The organism is Bacteroides sp. D2 (genome assembly GCF_025147085.1).
Taxonomy (GTDB): domain Bacteria; phylum Bacteroidota; class Bacteroidia; order Bacteroidales; family Bacteroidaceae; genus Bacteroides.
Genome location: NZ_CP102261.1, coordinates 4,489,467 through 4,507,992, shown reverse-complemented (window position 1 = coordinate 4,507,992; position 18,526 = coordinate 4,489,467). Strand labels below are relative to the sequence as shown.

Annotated in this window: 28 protein-coding genes; all 28 read right to left on the bottom strand. The window is 37.7% G+C overall.

Annotation, left to right across the window (positions count from 1 at the left end):
• Positions 1-70: 70 nt before the first annotated feature.
• A complete protein-coding gene (locus NQ505_RS16300; RefSeq protein WP_008999342.1) occupies positions 71-988 on the bottom strand; it encodes a hypothetical protein in 918 nt (305 codons plus the stop codon).
• Between the two features lie 10 nt (positions 989-998).
• Entirely contained in the window at positions 999-1,430 is a 432-nt protein-coding gene (locus tag NQ505_RS16295; protein WP_032853618.1) for a hypothetical protein, read from the bottom strand.
• A gap of 313 nt (positions 1,431-1,743) precedes the next feature.
• Positions 1,744-2,736 carry a restriction endonuclease subunit M gene (locus NQ505_RS16290; RefSeq protein WP_032853568.1) on the bottom strand — a complete coding sequence of 331 codons (993 nt, stop codon included), beginning with the start codon at positions 2,734-2,736 and terminating at the stop codon, positions 1,744-1,746.
• Entirely contained in the window at positions 2,693-3,799 is a 1,107-nt protein-coding gene (locus NQ505_RS16285) for a tyrosine-type recombinase/integrase (protein WP_008999338.1), read from the bottom strand. Before NQ505_RS16285 ends, NQ505_RS16290 begins: the two co-directional genes overlap by 44 nt.
• Before the next feature lie 16 nt (positions 3,800-3,815).
• Positions 3,816-4,424, bottom strand: coding sequence for a hypothetical protein (locus NQ505_RS16280; protein WP_008999337.1), 609 nt, complete (start codon positions 4,422-4,424; stop codon positions 3,816-3,818).
• Between the two features lie 11 nt (positions 4,425-4,435).
• A complete protein-coding gene (locus tag NQ505_RS16275; protein WP_008999336.1) occupies positions 4,436-4,942 on the bottom strand; it encodes a hypothetical protein in 507 nt (168 codons plus the stop codon).
• Positions 4,943-4,965: 23 nt separating this feature from the next.
• Complete coding sequence (locus NQ505_RS16270; RefSeq protein WP_008999335.1) at positions 4,966-5,211, bottom strand: hypothetical protein; 246 nt, start codon at positions 5,209-5,211, stop codon at positions 4,966-4,968.
• Between the two features lie 89 nt (positions 5,212-5,300).
• Positions 5,301-5,543, bottom strand: coding sequence for a hypothetical protein (locus NQ505_RS16265; protein ID WP_008999333.1), 243 nt, complete (start codon positions 5,541-5,543; stop codon positions 5,301-5,303).
• Between the two features lies 1 nt (position 5,544).
• Positions 5,545-6,096 carry a hypothetical protein gene (locus tag NQ505_RS16260; protein ID WP_008999332.1) on the bottom strand — a complete coding sequence of 184 codons (552 nt, stop codon included), beginning with the start codon at positions 6,094-6,096 and terminating at the stop codon, positions 5,545-5,547.
• 5 nt (positions 6,097-6,101) lie between these two features.
• The gene (locus tag NQ505_RS16255; RefSeq protein ID WP_008999331.1) at positions 6,102-6,815 is read right to left on the bottom strand and encodes a phosphoadenosine phosphosulfate reductase family protein; all 714 of its coding nucleotides are present in this window, start codon (positions 6,813-6,815) and stop codon (positions 6,102-6,104) included.
• A 21-nt stretch (positions 6,816-6,836) separates the two neighbouring features.
• Complete coding sequence (locus NQ505_RS26265; protein WP_008999330.1) at positions 6,837-7,163, bottom strand: hypothetical protein; 327 nt, start codon at positions 7,161-7,163, stop codon at positions 6,837-6,839.
• On the bottom strand, positions 7,160-7,624 hold the full coding sequence (locus NQ505_RS16250; RefSeq protein WP_008999329.1) for a hypothetical protein: 465 nt from the start codon (positions 7,622-7,624) through the stop codon (positions 7,160-7,162). Before NQ505_RS16250 ends, NQ505_RS26265 begins: the two co-directional genes overlap by 4 nt.
• A 28-nt stretch (positions 7,625-7,652) precedes the next feature.
• The gene (locus NQ505_RS16245) at positions 7,653-8,300 is read right to left on the bottom strand and encodes a DUF3560 domain-containing protein (protein WP_004318814.1); all 648 of its coding nucleotides are present in this window, start codon (positions 8,298-8,300) and stop codon (positions 7,653-7,655) included.
• Between the two features lie 49 nt (positions 8,301-8,349).
• Positions 8,350-8,925, bottom strand: coding sequence for a hypothetical protein (locus NQ505_RS16240; RefSeq protein WP_004300222.1), 576 nt, complete (start codon positions 8,923-8,925; stop codon positions 8,350-8,352).
• Between the two features lie 111 nt (positions 8,926-9,036).
• Positions 9,037-9,789 carry a hypothetical protein gene (locus tag NQ505_RS16235; RefSeq protein ID WP_004300221.1) on the bottom strand — a complete coding sequence of 251 codons (753 nt, stop codon included), beginning with the start codon at positions 9,787-9,789 and terminating at the stop codon, positions 9,037-9,039.
• Complete coding sequence (locus tag NQ505_RS16230; protein WP_008999328.1) at positions 9,758-10,414, bottom strand: ParB N-terminal domain-containing protein; 657 nt, start codon at positions 10,412-10,414, stop codon at positions 9,758-9,760. The genes NQ505_RS16235 and NQ505_RS16230 overlap by 32 nt, the downstream gene beginning before the upstream one ends.
• A gap of 60 nt (positions 10,415-10,474) precedes the next feature.
• A complete protein-coding gene (locus NQ505_RS16225) occupies positions 10,475-10,768 on the bottom strand; it encodes a hypothetical protein (protein WP_004318818.1) in 294 nt (97 codons plus the stop codon).
• Positions 10,769-10,877: 109 nt separating this feature from the next.
• Positions 10,878-11,315, bottom strand: coding sequence for a hypothetical protein (locus NQ505_RS16220; RefSeq protein ID WP_004300218.1), 438 nt, complete (start codon positions 11,313-11,315; stop codon positions 10,878-10,880).
• Positions 11,312-12,076, bottom strand: a complete 765-nt coding sequence (locus NQ505_RS16215; protein ID WP_008999327.1) for an HNH endonuclease signature motif containing protein — start codon at positions 12,074-12,076, stop codon at positions 11,312-11,314. Before NQ505_RS16215 ends, NQ505_RS16220 begins: the two co-directional genes overlap by 4 nt.
• 27 nt (positions 12,077-12,103) lie before the next feature.
• Positions 12,104-13,822, bottom strand: coding sequence for a ParB/RepB/Spo0J family partition protein (locus NQ505_RS16210; RefSeq protein ID WP_008999326.1), 1,719 nt, complete (start codon positions 13,820-13,822; stop codon positions 12,104-12,106).
• A gap of 101 nt (positions 13,823-13,923) precedes the next feature.
• On the bottom strand, positions 13,924-14,145 hold the full coding sequence (locus tag NQ505_RS16205; RefSeq protein WP_004318822.1) for a hypothetical protein: 222 nt from the start codon (positions 14,143-14,145) through the stop codon (positions 13,924-13,926).
• Positions 14,102-14,518, bottom strand: a complete 417-nt coding sequence (locus NQ505_RS16200) for a hypothetical protein (protein ID WP_008999325.1) — start codon at positions 14,516-14,518, stop codon at positions 14,102-14,104. Before NQ505_RS16200 ends, NQ505_RS16205 begins: the two co-directional genes overlap by 44 nt.
• Before the next feature lie 127 nt (positions 14,519-14,645).
• Positions 14,646-15,458, bottom strand: a complete 813-nt coding sequence (locus NQ505_RS16195) for a DUF6291 domain-containing protein (protein WP_008999324.1) — start codon at positions 15,456-15,458, stop codon at positions 14,646-14,648.
• A 35-nt stretch (positions 15,459-15,493) separates the two neighbouring features.
• Positions 15,494-15,958: a recombination protein NinG gene (locus NQ505_RS16190; RefSeq protein ID WP_004300212.1), complete on the bottom strand. Its 465-nt coding sequence runs from the start codon at positions 15,956-15,958 to the stop codon at positions 15,494-15,496.
• Between the two features lie 5 nt (positions 15,959-15,963).
• Positions 15,964-17,121, bottom strand: coding sequence for a DEAD/DEAH box helicase (locus tag NQ505_RS16185; protein WP_008999323.1), 1,158 nt, complete (start codon positions 17,119-17,121; stop codon positions 15,964-15,966).
• Positions 17,118-17,273, bottom strand: coding sequence for a hypothetical protein (locus NQ505_RS16180; RefSeq protein ID WP_226789546.1), 156 nt, complete (start codon positions 17,271-17,273; stop codon positions 17,118-17,120). The genes NQ505_RS16185 and NQ505_RS16180 overlap by 4 nt, the downstream gene beginning before the upstream one ends.
• 112 nt (positions 17,274-17,385) lie before the next feature.
• Positions 17,386-18,054: a hypothetical protein gene (locus NQ505_RS16175; RefSeq protein ID WP_004300209.1), complete on the bottom strand. Its 669-nt coding sequence runs from the start codon at positions 18,052-18,054 to the stop codon at positions 17,386-17,388.
• 18 nt (positions 18,055-18,072) lie between these two features.
• Positions 18,073-18,525 carry a hypothetical protein gene (locus NQ505_RS16170; RefSeq protein ID WP_004300208.1) on the bottom strand — a complete coding sequence of 151 codons (453 nt, stop codon included), beginning with the start codon at positions 18,523-18,525 and terminating at the stop codon, positions 18,073-18,075.
• Position 18,526 lies beyond the last annotated feature (1 nt).

Below are 18,526 nucleotides of genomic sequence, written 5' to 3'. Positions count from 1 at the left end.
CACAAAAACTAAAGGTGCATCTTGTTTAAAGACACACCTAGGTTCAACATAAAATCCTAAAGATTAAATCTTATTTTTGAAAATACTCCCTACACTTAAAACCCTTTCTAGGAGTAAAGTCTTTAAATTCACAGCTTCTAAACACCCACTTCTTATCAGCCCATCCGGCTAAATCCTTTTGCCATTGAGGAATAATTTGACGTGGATTATTCAAATCCCTATAAGGCTGGCAATGCGGTAAGAACCGACCGCCTTTCACTCTCCAATGATTTACTCGGGTAAATGCTTCCTTGAAGTCATTCAATAAAATACAGTAGAAGAAATATTCACCCTTATAGCCATATTTATCAATCAACGCTGTAGCACGCTCACACTCTGCAATTTGCCCCGGTGTATCGCACCCAAACCGAATACGTTTTATCCATTTGACTTTTGCCAACAATTTTGCAACATCCTCTGTTACTAACCGAGCGTCTAACCCCTGATTGAAATCAACTCGTACGCCCATGGAGACAATCTTTTCAATCTGCTGCAAACCGTAGTTGGATGCAAGTATATTGTTATCCATGAGAATCACATTTTTTCGCCCAGCAGATACATCCGCAATATCCATGTAAGTAGTGATGTTTCCTTCTTTGGCAGGTACAACACACCATTTACAACGATTAGGACAGCCCCTTGTCAAAAAGCCATAAGCCAAATTCTTATCAACATTATACAGATCGTAATCAGGAATCATTCTATCAATCTCTGGCAAAAGAACCTTTTTTATGTCATACCCAGTACCGCCTTTCTCAACTTGATCGGCATTGATGTAATAGCCGTAATCCGGCGTAAAGCTAAATACTTTTGCAATGTAAACCTTATCATAAGAACAAAGGGGATTATACCATTCTACATTGTCGCCACGTGCTTTATGATAGCTGCTTATCTTCATAAGCGCGAGATTAGGATAATTACTGTCAACTGCTAATATTCCGATGTTCATTACTACTTTGTTATACTCCAATTATCTCATCATTGATACGAAATATGCTATCACTCACAAAATCGTATATCTTATACATAAGTTCCGGTTCCTGTTCCTTTGGGGAATAGACCATTACTCTTTTGCCTGCACCTTTCATCCATCCTGCTTCTGTGTTAGCAGACCGACCACAAGGAAGAACCATAACACAGACATCCGCCCACTTCATGCCGTTAAAATCTGAATCAAATCCTTTTTGTGCAATCGGGTGATTAAGAGCTTCACGATATTGCTCTGTTGTCCAGTTTTGCCAGTTAGGGTCTATATCAGACCATTGGAAGCCACCATTACCATGAGGAGGATTCTTAAAATCGTAAACCTCATGTCCTAAATCACGGAGAATACCTACAACGTCCTGTTGAAATACATTTCTCCAACTACTTGCTACATAAATTTTTGCCATAATTATCTTTTTTATTTGATTATAATTATATTTGTCAATGCAATATTGCATAATAACCTAATATTTAATTCTATGTATTCTTACACTATTTCGTTTACAGCAGGAGGCAGAAGCTACTCGTTTACTACTAATATTAGTTATCCTCATAATTTCCATGATAGAGGATTAGTAAAAACAGCCGTTATGTCAGCCATTGGAGCATATAAAAGAGCAAATGGTATTGAGGCTGCAACAGTAGAAAGTTCTGTAAGTTACTAACTGTAATTCATTAGGGAGCTAATATTTAATTAGCTCCTTTATTTTTAGATTTGAATCACTTTTTTATTACAACTGCCATAGTGCTAACAGTCGTTCCACTTTCCTTGAATTCACCTGCTCCGATTTCAAAAACTTCTCCATGAACCTCTTCCAACCATTCCCGGAACTCAACACATTTCTTTTCAGATGCGAATTTCCAATGCTGGCTGGTAATAGCAGCAAGAGTTCCACCTTCTTCCAAGCGTTCATACATAAGTCTTACATGGTCAATATCCTGATTACCGGAAAATGGAGGATTAGCAATAATCTTAGTGTAATGCCCTACACTGTCTTTCGTAAAATCTTCATCAAGCAATATTATGTTATCAAGTGTATGAAGGAACTCCCTGTTTTCCGGCATCAGTTCATAGCATTCAACTGTTACTGACGGGCACGACCGATGAATCGCTTTTATCAGAGCACCACGTCCGGCACTTGGTTCAAGTACGGTATCTGTTTCGTGAATTCCACCGGCAAGCATTACCAGCCAGTCTGCAATATCAGCAGGTGTTTCAAAGAACTGAAAATCTTTTTGCAAATCGCATCGCTTACCTTCTTTCAAGATGGAGAACACACGTTCCGGATTAAAAGGAAATGTGAATCCCTGTATCTTACCTCCCTGCCATGAGCCGCCAGCTTCTTCTATCCATTTCTTTGCTTCAGCATAGGATTTCTTATTGAATTGTACTTTCGGAAGTTTAAGAACACTATCCTCAAGAGTACAATGCTTCAGTATCTCTTCCACATTCCATTTCTTACCTTCATCAGCCTGGTTCTTCCTTTCATCAACCGGAGCGTCCGGCGCTAACAGTGAGGATATTTTCGTAATAACCATATTACTCGCATCCATAAAAGTATTAACACAGGAAAGCGCTTCCATAAGAAATTCAGTATCAACATATCCGGCAGCGTCATAAACATCTATACCTTCAGTCATATCCGACAATTCATTGAGCTGGGCTACACTACCACGTAACGTTTTTATTAAAGTCTCTTTGTTGTTCATCATAACTTTTTTGTAAATAAATTCTTGTTGTATCTACACTACCATGACCAAGAAGGTCTGCTAATTGAATTACATCTTTGGTTTTCTTCAGGAACATTTTAGCAAAGAAGTGCCGGAAGGCGTGAGCGTGCATTTTTTTCGAATCGATACCACAATGTTTACCCCATACTTTCAGATGCTGTGAAAGTCCTCTTTGAGTCAACGGCCCGAATCTCCCAACAGCAAGAGTACCGGACTTGCCTGTCTCCTTTATATAGTCCTTCACTTCCCTCTGCAATTGCTTTTGGAAAAAGAAACGCCGATACTTGTTCCCTTTCCCTTTCAAAACAACTTCGCCGGTCGCTATATCCTCCCACGTGAATTGCTGAAACTCCGAGAGCCGAGCTCCTGTAGTACCCAATACCTTAATGAAGAAATAGTAATCCTTGTTGAGTTTTGTTTTCAGATACTCCAGTAACCTATTATATTCCTCTTCTGTCGGTACATTGTTTACATCCAACTTGCGTTTCATTCTAGGTCGTTTCAGTTCAATAGGTTTCTTCACCCATTTGGAGAACTTCTCAATGGCTGTAATACGTAATCGAATGGTAGCTGGAGAAAGTTTTTCCTCTTCAAGGCTTTTTATAAATCGTCTGCAATTATCCATATTTAGTTCATTGGCGTATTCAAAATATTTTCTCAACGAGGTATAATAGACATCAATTGTGTGAGAGGAATAATCATTGTTATCAGTCAACCATATTATAAAATCATTAAGCAGTTTCTTATTCTTCTCTGAAATAACCTCAAGTTTCTCCAAAGGTTTTACAGCCTTTTCCCGTCGGCCATATCCGATTTTAAGATAAGACAATAAATCACAAACAGCCTCACACATAAACGAATGGCGCACCATAGCATCAGCATTTTTATGTTTATATTTATAATAACCACGACGATTGATTTCTTCGGAATTTTCAAGAAAATCAGTCACATATTTGATGTATTTCCCGATGCTATCATAGCTCCTACCCGTCGTATACAGGTAGGATATGTAATCTACCAATATTTGTTTTCGTTTATCATCCATTTTTTTGTTATGAGAGTTAATACTTCTTCCCGTGCATCTTTTCACGGAGTTCGTTATACTTCATTTTCTGCTCGATGTGCCAAAGCAGGTCTACATCTAAGTGCTTGGCAAGCCCGAAAATAGATAGTATCATATCATTCACGGCTGTAGAAAAATCAAATATTCCGTCATATCTAACGGGAAGTGTAGAGATGGAATAGATTGATTCGGTAAAACTTTCGCCTTTACAGGCTTCTGCCATATCTTCAATACAGTCATCAATATCTCCGTTGGCAAGTTCAAGGCTTATTCCTCGAAGTCCTGCAAGATCAAGCAAGCGGATAACAGCATCAGCTAATTCTTCTTCGATTGAACCTTTAATGGTTTCGCTATATGCAACTTCGTAACCGCGCTCTTTGGGAATGTCAGAATCCAATCCTTGACAAATGCGGCTGTTAGCAATCTTCTTATTATACCGATCAACATTAGCACGCCTTCCTTTTCTATCTGCTTCCACAGCTTCCATCAGTTCAGAAATCACAAGGCAAAGAAAATGATTGTTACTTAGCTCTTGATCGTGAAACACATGTTCACAAGCTGTTTTATATGCTTTGTCTCTTAATTCATTTAAATTCATTTTACTCATCCTTGTAATGCTTAAATATATCTATCCAATTCCTTTTCTAATAATTCTCCATCTATTTCAGGAAACAGCCTCAGAACTAAATCCAAAGATTTGCAATAATTGTTACTGTATTCTTCAGTATCCATTAATCGAAGTACCATAGAACAAAAGATACTTTTTGTGTCTTTTAATTCGCCTTTCATCAGCAATTTTGACAGTTCGATAATTTGACTAGTAGGATTATGAAAACTTCCGTTTATATATTGAAAAATTAGTCTTCCTTCAAATTGGCATATTTCACAATCTAGTTCACAATCAATGTACTCTATTTTACCATTTATGAATTCACAATAAACACATTCACTATTAGAAGCAAATAAAATTGCAAAATCATAGATATCATCACTATTACCTACAATTATTGAAGTAGATTCAAGAGTTTCCGAAACACCATTATTACACTTTGCATCTTCAATAAGTTCCCTCACATATTCTTGAACTCTTGTGATGTTCTGCTCTATTAAATCTTTTTTACTCATAATTTCAATTCAATTAAGTTCGATTATTTTTTTGCAATATTCTCCCAAAAAGTAGCACCTTCAGGAGTATTATAAAAAGGGAATGAAATAGTTAGAAACTGATGAAAGCTACAATCAACATCTAACAAATTGTTCATCCGCTCTTCATTTGTCATTGAGAAGTCAGGACATTCAATATTAAATGTCTCATTTGCTCTTTCTGTATTATATTTCCATTGATTGAAAATACCTAGTCTTTCTAATTTTTCTATTTTTTCATTCCTCTTCATGTTGATTGACTTTTAATGCTTTACGTCTATAAAGGTAATCGTTATTGACAAGTTTAGCAAACAGAAACTTCGCCATTTTAACGCCATTTTCATTCGGTCTTTTTCTTCAACAATTCAAGTACAATTCTTTCCCCTTCTTTCATTCCATCAATGTACCCTTTTGCACGTTCACCGACATTATATACTATAAAAGAGAGGATCAACAAAAACAGTCCGAGCGAACGATGCCAGTATGGAAGTTGGACTGTGAACGGCTTGATTGTTATAGAAAAGTGTCCTACATATAGCAAGAACACAAACAAAATCACACATGAAATAATTGTTGTTTTCATATTAATCTGTAAATAAATTAAGTTGAGTTGTAAACTCGGGTTTATAAATTCTAAATTTACGGTTAAAGAAAGTCTCAAAGGCTGTTACAATTTCAGAGATGGTATTATCAGCAATTCCTAATAATTTATCATCGGCAACTATAAGAGATAAAGCCTTGTCAAGAGTCATTTTCTTCTCAATAAACAGGGAATACACCAAATATCTACGGGTATATTCCCCAGCCTTGAGTGACTCAACTTCTTCAGGAGTGGCCTTTCTCTTGTACAATACTTTATACCAATGTGTTTCAGCAGTACGAGCACGCTTTTGTCTCGGTAACAAGTCATAAAACACGGCAATTTCATTCTTTTGGATACACTTATGTTTTTTACGAACACCATACATCACATAAGGAGTGTTCCAATCAGGATGAGTCTTTCGATATTCAAGTTCCAGCTCTCGATCAATAAGATCTTGCTCAAAGTCTTGTTTCATTAACCATTCCTCGAACCAGGCAGCAAGTGCTTCTTCTCGATCATAATAATCTTTTCCATTTATACATAAGGGAATCATAATAACTATTTTTGTTGCATTTCACGTTTAAATCTTTCCTCTAAATCAAAAATGGTTTCTCCACTATTACGCCGATAGGGCCTATCGGTATTTAACTGAAGTTCTTTCAGCTTTTTCCAATACCATGGAAGGTACAAATACATATTCTTCAACTCCTTCAAGTTCTTATTTCCACAACACCAGCAACTCACACGATCAAGTAGTTCATATAGCCTTACTCCATCCTCATGCCAAACAAAGCCTTTTGTGTAACAATACTGGAGTGCATCTGCTTCAGTAATGCCCCAATCACGAAGTGGTAAAACCCGATTTGGTCGTTTTTCCTTTTCAAAGCGATGGGTCTCATCGGCAGCAATACCGACATAATCAATTCCGTCTTTTGTGTGAGCTTTCAATGCACGAAGTTTTTCACTCGTTCCCCACCGGCATGTTCCCCCACACCAACTATATCCTTTTTTATGGATAATATTGGTCCCTCTTTTCTTAACCGGCCTTTCAAACATTGTCCAAAGAAAAGGTTGCTCCGGATGCAGTTCTGTATATTTAATGCCAAGTTTTTTAAGAATTGGAAGAACAGCATCACGAGTGTTATAGATTGCCTGAAATTCCATACCTGTATCATAGAAAACGACTTCATCCAACTGATATCCTTTATCTATTAGCATGAAAAGCATTGCCAAGGAATCCTTTCCAAAGCTGACTGAAGCATAATATTTCATACAAAAAATTTAATAGACAAGTCACTTTTTCTTCTTTGCCCTCTGATTATTAATCTGTGACATACACATACGGCACCAGGAAGTCAACAAATGATATTCCTTACCTTTTCTCACCACTATACGATTGTAGAACCGGTTCAAGTAGAAGTAATTTCCGCAATGGGTACATTTTTTCATTTCACGTCCTGAATCATCTATAATCCGATTACGCGGCTTACGACGAATTAGAGTACAACTTTTACACTTCTCATCAGTTTCGCGGTGCCGCCGGCAATGTGATAAGGATTTTGCTCCACATTTAGCAAACACCTTACAATCTCTACGAGGTATTGATTGACACACATTCATGGCTTCCTCGCATTCAAGAATTTATTTACTACACGAGAAAGTACATCCTCATTCTCCGGCATCAGCCATTCTTTTGCAACGTTCCAAGCAATACTCATAGCAGGATTGAAGTTATCCTTCCTGACTGTGTGATGAGACAAACGTCCTTCAGTGGGCTTCAAACCCTTATCATGTAAGATACACAGTCCATTCTCGAAAAAAGCACAATACTCCTTACCAGCAACGGGCTGAATCATCGGAATAGCAATATTAATAACCCCTAAGAATATACCAGCAGCCCAGTTCGTCAGCGCTAACCTGTCGGCATAACCTGCATCAATAATTCGTTCAATATCATCAGGAGTACCTAAACATGGCGTATGACATTGTTGTTTACAAACACTGCATGAGCATTGTACAGGTACACGACCTGAAGCCCTCATTACCCTTTGTAATGAGGTTTCTTTTGAAAATTCTCTCATAGTAAATTATTTGAGATACTACAAATTATTAAACATCGCCCCACAGCTTTACTGCAAGGTCATAATTTTTTTTAGCCTCTTTTACTGCTTTATTGGCATAAGCCATAGCGTATGTATGCTCGCGTCGGTACTTACCGGACTTCAATCCTTCGTGATATTCTTTTGCTTGTTCCAACTTATGTTCGTAGAAATCTATACTTTCCGGCATGGACAAGTTTATCGTATTAGCCCTTTTTTCCCAATACTTCGCAACTCTTTCATGTTCGGCAGCCTTATCGCTAAACTCAACGCTTTTCCCCATATTGTTCCACGCATCATCTATCGCTTTTCTGTGTCGCTTCTCGCTATGATGTCCCACTTTGATAGGCTCACCTAGAGAAAGAAAATCCTTATCTTTATTGGACTTGTTGTAATATTCACAGCTTTTCTGTACAGCAGATGTAGCCCATTCATGACGACGTTCAGCTCTTTGTTTGGCCCACTCTTGCACATTAAAGCCATCAGCCCGTACGATTGAGTAGTAATAGAATCCATCACGTTCGTAAATGAGGTTGAAAACAATACATTCATTTTCTTTTCCATACTTGGTGGTAACTTCAATAGTTTCACCTTTTTCGTGCTTCTCATCACACTTTGCCAAAAATACATTTGGCGCAAATTTGTAATACGTGTTCATTTTTTTAATTAAATTGGTTTGACTTATATGAAAAATGATGAAACCACAGCTACTTAGCCGTGGTTTCATCATTAAATAACTTTGGTTGACTGGGTTGAACCAAATCATCGAATAAACCAGGAACACGAGGTTGTAACGCCTTGTATTCTTCCTGAAAGAATTCTTCTTTGGTTCTCCCATGTTTTTTACCCTTTCGTGTATGTACATCGAAAGTGTAATCTGGAATAGGAATAGGGTAACGCCTGACATCATTTATCCACTTTTCTATATCAATATCCTTTCTATCATAGATGAAGTTTTGCAAATGATCCGCATCACGATTCTTTCTACATTCACAAAGGAGAATAACAGCTTTACTGACAAATATCCTCCCTTTGGGTTCAGTAGCAGTCTTGTTTACCAGCTCATGCCCCTGCCACAATGCTTCTATCTCTTTAGTAATGATTCCATAGCAATCTTCAGCACTAATGGTAAACAGACGCTTCCACACATAGTCGCGGTACCCACTCGCCCAAAGTTCCAATGCAAAAAAGCCGGCTACCCCGGTGTCGGCTCGCCTAATGGCTTTCTGCATTGCAGAACTCACCTCAAAGAAATCATATCCGCAAACTGTTCTTATAATCATAATTCTAATTTAATGGTTTGACTTTTAGTTTATTGCATCAGTAAAATTAGCTAAAAAAGGCGAATATGACAAACAGAATGGACGCCATTTAAACGCCTTTTTTACAGACTATTAGAATTTGAATTTGCATGATATATTATATTGAACGAGCTGCTTTGTTTTGTCTTTCCCATTAGTGGTTGCACTCTTTAGCAAAATACTATCACCAAAATTCTTTTTGATAAAGAGGATAGATTTACGTTCCTCTTCCTGATTCCTTATAGAAGCAAGCCCACCAGCGTTTACAAAAGTGTTCTTTTGCTCAAAATTATACCGCAAATCGGTTAAAACCTTACGTTCTTTGTACTTCATGTAACAAGAAATCCAAAAATCTTCCTTCAAACGTATTTCCTCATTCCACCAAGTGTTTTTGTTATAGATTACTCCATAACTGCAACCGGTTATCATTTTCGAAAGAGAAAGAAAAGCGGATTCATCATACATTACCGGCGATATCCGAGCGGTGAAGCCAAACAGATGTACATCCATCATACTGGCCATCTCAAATAATGACTGAATGATATTGGTTATCTTATCTTTATCCTTTATCCGGCTAGGTTCTCCTTTTTCCACATAAATAGGTTTGCAGGCATGGACATCATCATCAAGCATGAAAAGTTCTCCAAAATGCTTTGCCATCCAGTTACGTTTCGGGATGAGGCCCATAACGTCGTCAGGATGAGTAACAATTTCACATTCCGGGTTAAATTGTTGATATAAGTCAGCTTGACTTTCAGCAACGCAAATGATAGGATCGTTCACCAACTTTTTAGCGAACACCCGGTCATGGCGCTTATGACTTGGTATTACTATTTTGCAAGGCATGGCGAACGTCTTTTATGTCGATTACATTACTCTTACTTACTTTCCCGGTCTTGTACGACTTCATGTGCTGCATGTCCAGCCTTTCACGAAGCCAGTTGCTATCTACCTCATTACTTGAGGTGATGATAAACAACTCATGTTTTTCGTCATACTTTGGAATGAGAGGATAAATGGCTGTATCATCCGTGATGGCATCGAAGCGCTCTTTAAATTCATCCTCTTTCTTCTCCGGGGCAAATTCGATGCCCCAATCTTGGAGTTCCGCCTTATTCCACTCGTTTTCCATAACGTCCAAATCATTCTCACCAAAATTGACATTATCTTTAGTGGCATATTCCCTCAACTTCTTAATGGGGGTATCAGGTGCCAGAATTTTACAAGGCAGTTCTTTATAACCTAACTCCTTGCAAGCTCGCAAACGTAAATTACCACAAACAACAATATATCTGCCATCATTGTAGGGAAAAACTATAAGTTCTCGAAGCTCAAGCATCTCTGGCGAATCCTGAATGCTTTTCTTCATCGCTTCAAAGCGGTAATCACGAAAAAAACGTGGATTTTTCGGCAATCCCGTGAGCTGCCCCTTATTAAAATCAAGTAGGCAGACTTGAATAATCTCTGTCATAACTAACTATATTAAAATCAACAACACAAAATCAACAACACAAACAGTCAGTAACAACACCTAATCATTTTTTCTATCATCGAACTCTATCTTATCTTTGATAAGCTGTTCAATGTCCTCACAACCAAATCTTTTTAAATAGGCAACAAGGTAAATTATCATCTCGGCTGCCAATTCTTCATCTTCCGAATATTTAGGAAGATTATCACTCCTATATTTAGAAGCAATATCGAATTTTCTCCAAACGGCTTCAATTCTTATGCTAAACGCTTTTCTTGAGCTATGCTCATTCATCTTAAAGCGCTTCCTCATGATATTCAAGCATCTCTGGGCAAACCTATTCAATGTTATCATATCGATCGGGTTAAATTGTTAGACTATGAATAATCTCACACGATTCTATTAGGTTGGTCTCTGATGCGAAACCAATGAACATATTCTTTATCTATCAGCATACTATTATTTATTTTGAGGGGTCTGTTGTATCTAAATATTTCCTGTACTCTAATTCTGTCTTAGCAAGATTGATTACGGTATTAACCCCTTGGAAAACTTGTTTTGCTTGGCTCACTTTACTAGGATCTTCTTTCACATCCTTAATTTGTTGAAGAACCAAATTCCTCAAATCTTGTAAAATGGTAGGGTTCACTGTAGACACCTTATTCAACCGTTCATTAGCCAACACGACAACTGTGTTTGTTATTGGCCGAAAACGATTCAATTTGGAAGCCAAATCAAACATACTAAATACCAATACTTTGCCATTATTCAAGTATATCTCAACTTCGGTACCATCATCACCGGTACCGTCACAGTAATTGAGAATTACAACTTCTTCATTCTGATAAAGGAATGGTTTATTAACCATTTCTTTCAATCTATCTATTGCTCCATCAGTCATGATTCATTCTTTTTTGTTGCTTTATTAATTTGTCTATTCAAAGCTCCTTTTAGCTTGATTAGGTACTGAACATCTTCCGGATATCGGGCATACAAAGAATTCTCTTTTTTTAATTGTTCAGAACGACTAATCATGTAAAGGTTCTCAATGGAAACGTTTTGCCTGTTGCCATCCTTAAACTGAATATTATAACCAGGGGGGATTTCTCCATTATGCTCAATCCATACAAGCCGATGTTTAAGTTCAAAGACATTCGGTTCGGCAGTTTTCACTTCAATGTAACCGTCACGAGTTATGCGTTCATAACCGACTGGTTTATGATTTTTGGGGATATGTCCTTTCTTAAATCGAGTAGCTTTCGTTTTTGCTAATTGTTCCTCTGACATATATTCCGTTTGCTTACGTCCCTTGTTCATCGGTTGGTGGCCTTTGGGAAAGAAGCTTTTAGAAGCGCATTGAAATTTAAATTCTTTAGATTTAAAGAGCCGTAATTTAAATGCAATTCCATTTACAGCAGAATAAGTGGTACCTAATATCTGTGCTATTTCCTCATTAGTATGATTGGGATACAACTTTTTCAATTTATCAAGTCTCTCACTATTCCAAAACGAGATTCTCGGAGAGCGCCTAAGTTTTCGAATCAAGGCCTTTGTTTTAACAGCACTAAGTGTTTTATCAAGACGCCTAGCAAGTTCTTTTAAATCAGCAGTCGGGTACTCACTGTCAAGTATAGCAAGTTGTTCGCCAGTCCACGTTTTCATAAGTGCGTCAATAAAGAGAGGAAACCACTAGGCTTCCTCTGTGTTATCGTTATTTAGCTCTTTCAGTCTTTCTTTGAGCTTCTTTTCTTTCTTATCATATGAATCCGCAAGTTTCTTAGAGAGCGCTTTGAAATCATCCGGATATTGTTCTGCAAAAAGGATTTTCTGACACTTTTGCAAATAGGAGTAGAAATTCACATTATTCGATGATAAGCATTCAGCAATAAAGGCTCTATACCATTGGTGTCGGTCAGCTTGGTTGTTCTTGACATAATTTACAAAATCACTCTCACCATTCCATTTTTTCAAATTCAGTTTTTCAAGATAAGTACTGCTACAACCGCTAAGAACCAGCACATCAAAAACAAGTTGTTCATTTTCAGAGAATTCTTTTGTTCTCTGATAATATGTTTTCTCTTGCGCCCACTTGCGCATTTCTTCAGCAGACTTCTCCTTGACTATATCCTTCGCTCTTTTTAATTGGGCGTTTATTTTTTCCCTTTCTATCTCTTTTAGATCGGCAACGGCGGAAGTAGAGGAAGCCGTTTCTTTTCTAACATAATAGAAACTAACGTTAAATTCGGGAGAATAATGTCCAAAAAATGAAAGACAACGATAAACTTCTCCATCTTCAAGCATTTTCAAAATGCGTTCATCATCTTCTGAATACCAGCACTTACATCTAAAGATTTCATCAGGATCAACTATTTCAAATCCAAGTTGTTTAACAGCTTCCAAAGTTTTTTCATAGAAAACCTTTCTATCTTCTCCCCAATATGTATCGGGACGTCTAGCGATAATTACTGTTTTTCCAAATGAAAGAGGTTCGCCAACTTTAACAAGATGTTCATATTCTAGTTGAATTTTCCGCGTCACATAAGCAATCTGTTTTTTCTCATAGCAAGCAGCATTGATACATCTAGCATCCTTACTATTCATTTCATAGAACAAACAACCATGATTACACGTATTATTCTCACATTGAGAACATGATTTAATATCAGTATTTTCCCAATTATCGGAATCATCTTTAATCCAAGGTGCGTTACCAAGCTCCATGAAAGAATTACTCACAAATTCTCGAATCATAGCAGTAGTACATTGTTCTTCCTCCTCCTCATGAAACTCTTTTTGAGTATCTTCATCCAATTTAGAAAGAATCATAGCACCGGACAATGGTATATCTCCATTTCTTACCCGCTCTTTTAGTTCAGGAATAAGAGAATTCAATTTAATACGGTCAAAAACAAACCGGGTAGACTTTCCTATTTTAAGAGCGATATCTTCCAAAGTTCGTCCTTTTTCAGCCAACTGCGCAAAGGCAAAAGCTTCTTCGATGGGATCAACATCTTTTCTTTGAAGATTCTCGGTAATCATCGCTTCAAAAGCCTCATCATCTGTCATTTCTCTGACAATGCAGGATATTGTCTGAAATTTTTCCGACTTTTTTCGATGGGCTTTGATTTTTGCAACATTCGCTTCATCTTCCTTTGCTTTCAAAAGTGACACAGCCCGGAAACGACGCTCACCGCAAACAATTTCGTATGTGTAAGGTAATGGGGTAACATCTCCGGTTTCTAGGTTAGTCATCTCCTCGGATTTAGCAACTCTGACAGTGATAGGTTGCAATAAACCTTGCTTTTCAATGTTGCTTGCAAGCTCTTCAAGAGCTGCTTCATCAAAAGTCTTTCTCGGATTCAAAGGAGAAGGACTGATAAGGTCAATTCTAATGTTTTGTACTTCCATAATTTAATTATATTGGTTTGACTTTTAATTCATTACATCAGTAAAGTTATCGTAAAATGACAAGTTATGCAAACAGAAACTTCGCCATTTTAACGCCATTTTCATGCGGGCTTATTACGTATTTGAATGAAGCCACGTTTTTCCGTTTCCCGAAGCAATTCCATATCTTCCTCACGGATATAACAATCCGTTTCACCATTAACAGTTGTGTGATTAGGAATACCAAAACGCTCCCGTATTCTTCTTTTCACTTCAGGAATATCTTCAAGTTTGATATGCCTAGTGTTCCAGTAAATTGTCACCTTCTGCTTCTTGTTTGCCATATTCTCTTTTGTTTAGATAAGAGATTATTTCATTTGAGAGACTTAACGCTTTAGCAGCTTCTTCATCTCCTTGCTCAACTCTAAGTTTGAGTTCGTTCCGGTATTCTTCATACGACAAGCCACTTGTAAAACTCGTTTCCCCTGACAATTTAGCCTTATGAGTATTCCATGACTGATTATCAGCAACAGCACAACGTTCTTTGTTGTATTCACGAAGCCATCCCATAATGATAGAACCATCAATACGATTGTAATTTTCACCATATTTCATTTTCATTGCATTCTTGAAACACAGTTTAAAATCATCAGTTTTCATATAGGGATATTCTTCAATGATTAAATCTACTGTAGTAGCAACTTGGGTAGCAGACATTGTATTACTGACATTGAAAAACTCCAAGGCATCAGCTATCAATATGACCAGCACTGCTCTAGCCTGTGGTTCACCAAACTTTCTTATGATAGTGCCAATAGAAGGTTCATCACTTTGAAATACATCTTCAACCTTCTTTGGGCATAGAGCTTTGCAGTAGTTCTTCGGCGAGGTCCGTAAGACTGCTAACCGATTCTCTTCTTGTGGCCGCAGTATCAGTTCGTTTTCCATTATAGTTACCTTCTAAAATATTTGTAAATTTTGTAGGCAAGAATATCCAGTCAAAAGTGCACCTCCAATTTTTATCGTTTTGTCCAAGCAAGAAAGGACTGTCTAAAACCAATTGGAACACATCGAATACAGCTTGCTTCCCGTATTGTGCGACACGTGCTTTAATAGCTTTCTTTCGTTTTGCATCTATGGACTTTATAGCAGGAAGTTTACCTTTAAACGTGGAATTAAAATAATCCATTAGCCCACCCCAATCAATCTTTTCCTCGGGGAACAAAGAAAGCTCGTCTTTCTTTGATTCTCCTTTAGGAGAAGTTTCTTTCTTTTTTAAATGAGAATCATTATCATCTACATAATCATTATCATATTCATTATCATTATCGGGTTTTGTGGGTTCTTTTGGGTTTCCAAATAACCCAGTGGGTTTTGTGGGTTCTTTGGGTTCTTTTGGGTTTTCACTTTTCGGACGTCCCCCCTTAGAACCATTGCTCTTATTCCTTTCCACAATAGACATATACTTTTCAGTATCCCTGTCTATATCTATCTTTATAAAGTTGAAAGCAATATTTGCCATAGGTTTCAACCCCCGAAGATTTCCCGTTGTCGCATACTCAATTATGCTTTCGTAAATCTCCAGCCTGACATCATCCGGCAAATCCTTGATTGCTTCTCTCCACCCTTTATAAAAGATGAATGAATTTCTTTCCATATTTTAAGGGATTATACTCCGATTAGTAATAAAACTCACAGACCTTTTGCTTCCTTCAGTTTTTTCGCTTCTTCCTTGTAATGAGTAATCAGCTTTTCTAATTGAAAGTCACTAAATTGCTTAGTAACATTTTTCTTGGCTTCCAGGATCAGCACATTTCGTTCACCATACTTGGCAACTAGACGTCTGCGATAATCCTGAATATTTCCTTCCATGAAGCGGTTACAATGTGAACATTGAGCATTGCAGTTCATTTCATCAAAGCGAGTACTCATGTGTTGGCGGTTGATGTAATGACCGCAATCTGCTTTATTGAAAGGCTTTATTTTACCACATGAAATACACTGAAAATATCCATTAGGCATCGTATCACGATAACGGATGAATAAACTAAATATTCTGTCTAGTTTATCGACAAGATCAGGTTTCTTCTTGACCTTAACACCTTCTACCTCGAAAAGAGGCTTTTTCTTTTCTTTCTTCTTGTAATTTCTCCACATGATAATTAAAATACTACATTGGTTAATTGACGGCCACGACTCATTATACACCATTTTCCCTTTTCAGGCTGTTCTATGCGTAACTCTTCAACACGCCCAAAACGCCGGAAATTCCCACTCAAATCAACAACCCAACCCTCTTTACCTTGGCAGGGACGAATAACACGACCGACCATTTGATAATAGAGGGAAAGGGATTTGGTTGGACGTGCAAGAACAATCGTATCAAGCTCCGGGTAATCGAATCCGGTTGTAAGTACTCCGACATTAGCAACAACTTTTATTCTTCCATCTTTAAAACCTTTCAGAATTCGTGCCCTTTCTTCCTTTGGAGTAGAACCGCTAACGATCGCACAATTAGGAATTTCGGAAGCCAGTTTTTCAGCTTCACGAATAAACCTCGTGAATATTAAAATACCTTTGCGTGGTATGCCCGATTTGGGGTTCAACAGACGTTTTGTCCATCCAACTATATCTTTGTATATGTCCACACGTTCAAACTCTTGCAGAAGACTTTTTTCATCGTAATCTGCACCAGTAGAATTAGTCCTGACTCTACTTAAATCCAACTTTGTAATATCATAGTATTTCAAACTTGCGAGAAATCCTTTAGCAAGTAGTTCACTCACCTGACAGTGATAAATAACATCAGTGAAAACCTTTGGCCGGGTACGAGTTATAAATTTAAGCATAGCACCACCTCTTCCTGAACATAATCTGTAAGGAGTCGCTGTCAGCCCAATAACTTTCCTTTGCTCATCTTCAAAGAATTCCTTATACATTCCTTTCTCCGGATTCACTAAATGACATTCATCAATCAGAACGTGCTTGAAATGTTTGAAGAAACTCATGTGTTTCATCACACTACCAATCATAGCAAACGTAATACGATTGATATCCTTTCTTCCGGCAGAAGCTGAATAAACTCCACAATCGAATATGCCGTATGATTGAAGTTTCGCAAAATTTTGTTCGAGTATTTCCTTGCTAGGCTGGAACACTATCAGCGGCCCGTCTATCCGTGCAGCTATATTGGCAATGACAAGGGACTTCCCGGCACCAGTGGGAAGAACTATCACGTAGTTTTTCTTTTCCTTGGATTTAAAAACGCTGACCGCTGCATCACTAGCACTTTTTTGGTAGTCTCTTAACTGGTATGTCATAATTTGATGTGATATTTATGAACTTTCGAATGACAGTCACCACAAAGGGTAACGAGACAATCAAGATGTTCAAGTTCATGACCAACGATTGATTTTCCGTTAACCCTGTATGTTTTGTGGTGAATCTCTAAATTGAAGTCTTTACCGCACATCTGGCATTTATGTCCATCCCTAATACGAACCTTACGCTTGGCTTCTTCCCAATCTGGATTATTCACAAGCCGCTTCACATAGTTGGACTTCCTGCCTTTTTTGTGCTGCAATCTACTCATCGTCTTCCGGTTCTTCTTCAGGAAGTTTATCAGACAGGTCTTCTTCGAACTTGTCCCCATAATCTTCTGTATCATCAATAGGACGTTCTACTTCAGGATATTCAATACCAAACAAATCAAGCATCGCTTTTCTGTTTCGATCTTCCTGTGCCCAAAGAGAACGTTTGTCCCAATCAGGAATTTTTTCAGCTTTCACAAGCTTAAACTCACCGTTCACCCATGAATAATACAGGAAATATCCATCAAGAGCAAACCGGATCGTATTCTTACTTGAAAGATGATACTCCCTCGTCCCCTTTTTGACCTCGGCAGCCAGGTCTTTAATTTCAGTCTTAATAGAAGCTAACCTGTCTTGAGCATCACTCTTAATTTTCTTCGCACGTTCAATGGCTTCCAACAATTCACGTTCGCGTTTGGGGACCTCATTCTCTTGCTTGATGCAATACTCTTCACGAATTTCGGAAATCTCAAATTCATCCAGTAAACGTTGTGTCACCTCACTTTCAGGGAATGTAGCATTGAAATGCTCATTCACCAACTTTATCAATTCATCTACATTCGTAGAACCCTGAAATAAAACAGGGGGAAATTTTTCCCGAATAGAATCGGGAACTACAAACTCAATTGTCTCGGGTTCGTAGTTTCTCAAATTTGCAATCATAAATTATAAAAGGATTAATTAGTACCGGTTTTGGTACTCATGAATAAAATCTAAGTAATGCTGGTCTTCAGGCAACGGAAGTGTAATACCAAACTCGGTGGCCGCATCTATTTTCACGCTTTCCATGAAATTATGCATCTCTAAAGTATTAAGTTTACTTGTTCCTCGCACAATAGTTTCCACTTTACCATTCACATGAACCTGTTTCACAAGAAACTTCTTACAATACAAGTCATGTATATCCTGAACTCCAGCAGCAGTGCTCCAATACTCTTCACCTGTGTATTCACGCAAACAGGCACCAATACACTGAAACCATTTCCACATGAGAGCATTTTGATTTAATGTTCTCGGCTGTGTTTTTTTCTTAATGGTTACAGTGTATTCTCCATTACGAAGTGTGCTGCACATGAACTCGAAAGACTTATCCATTTGGATTTTGCCATCTTTCTTCGTCAATGTTGCTTCCATA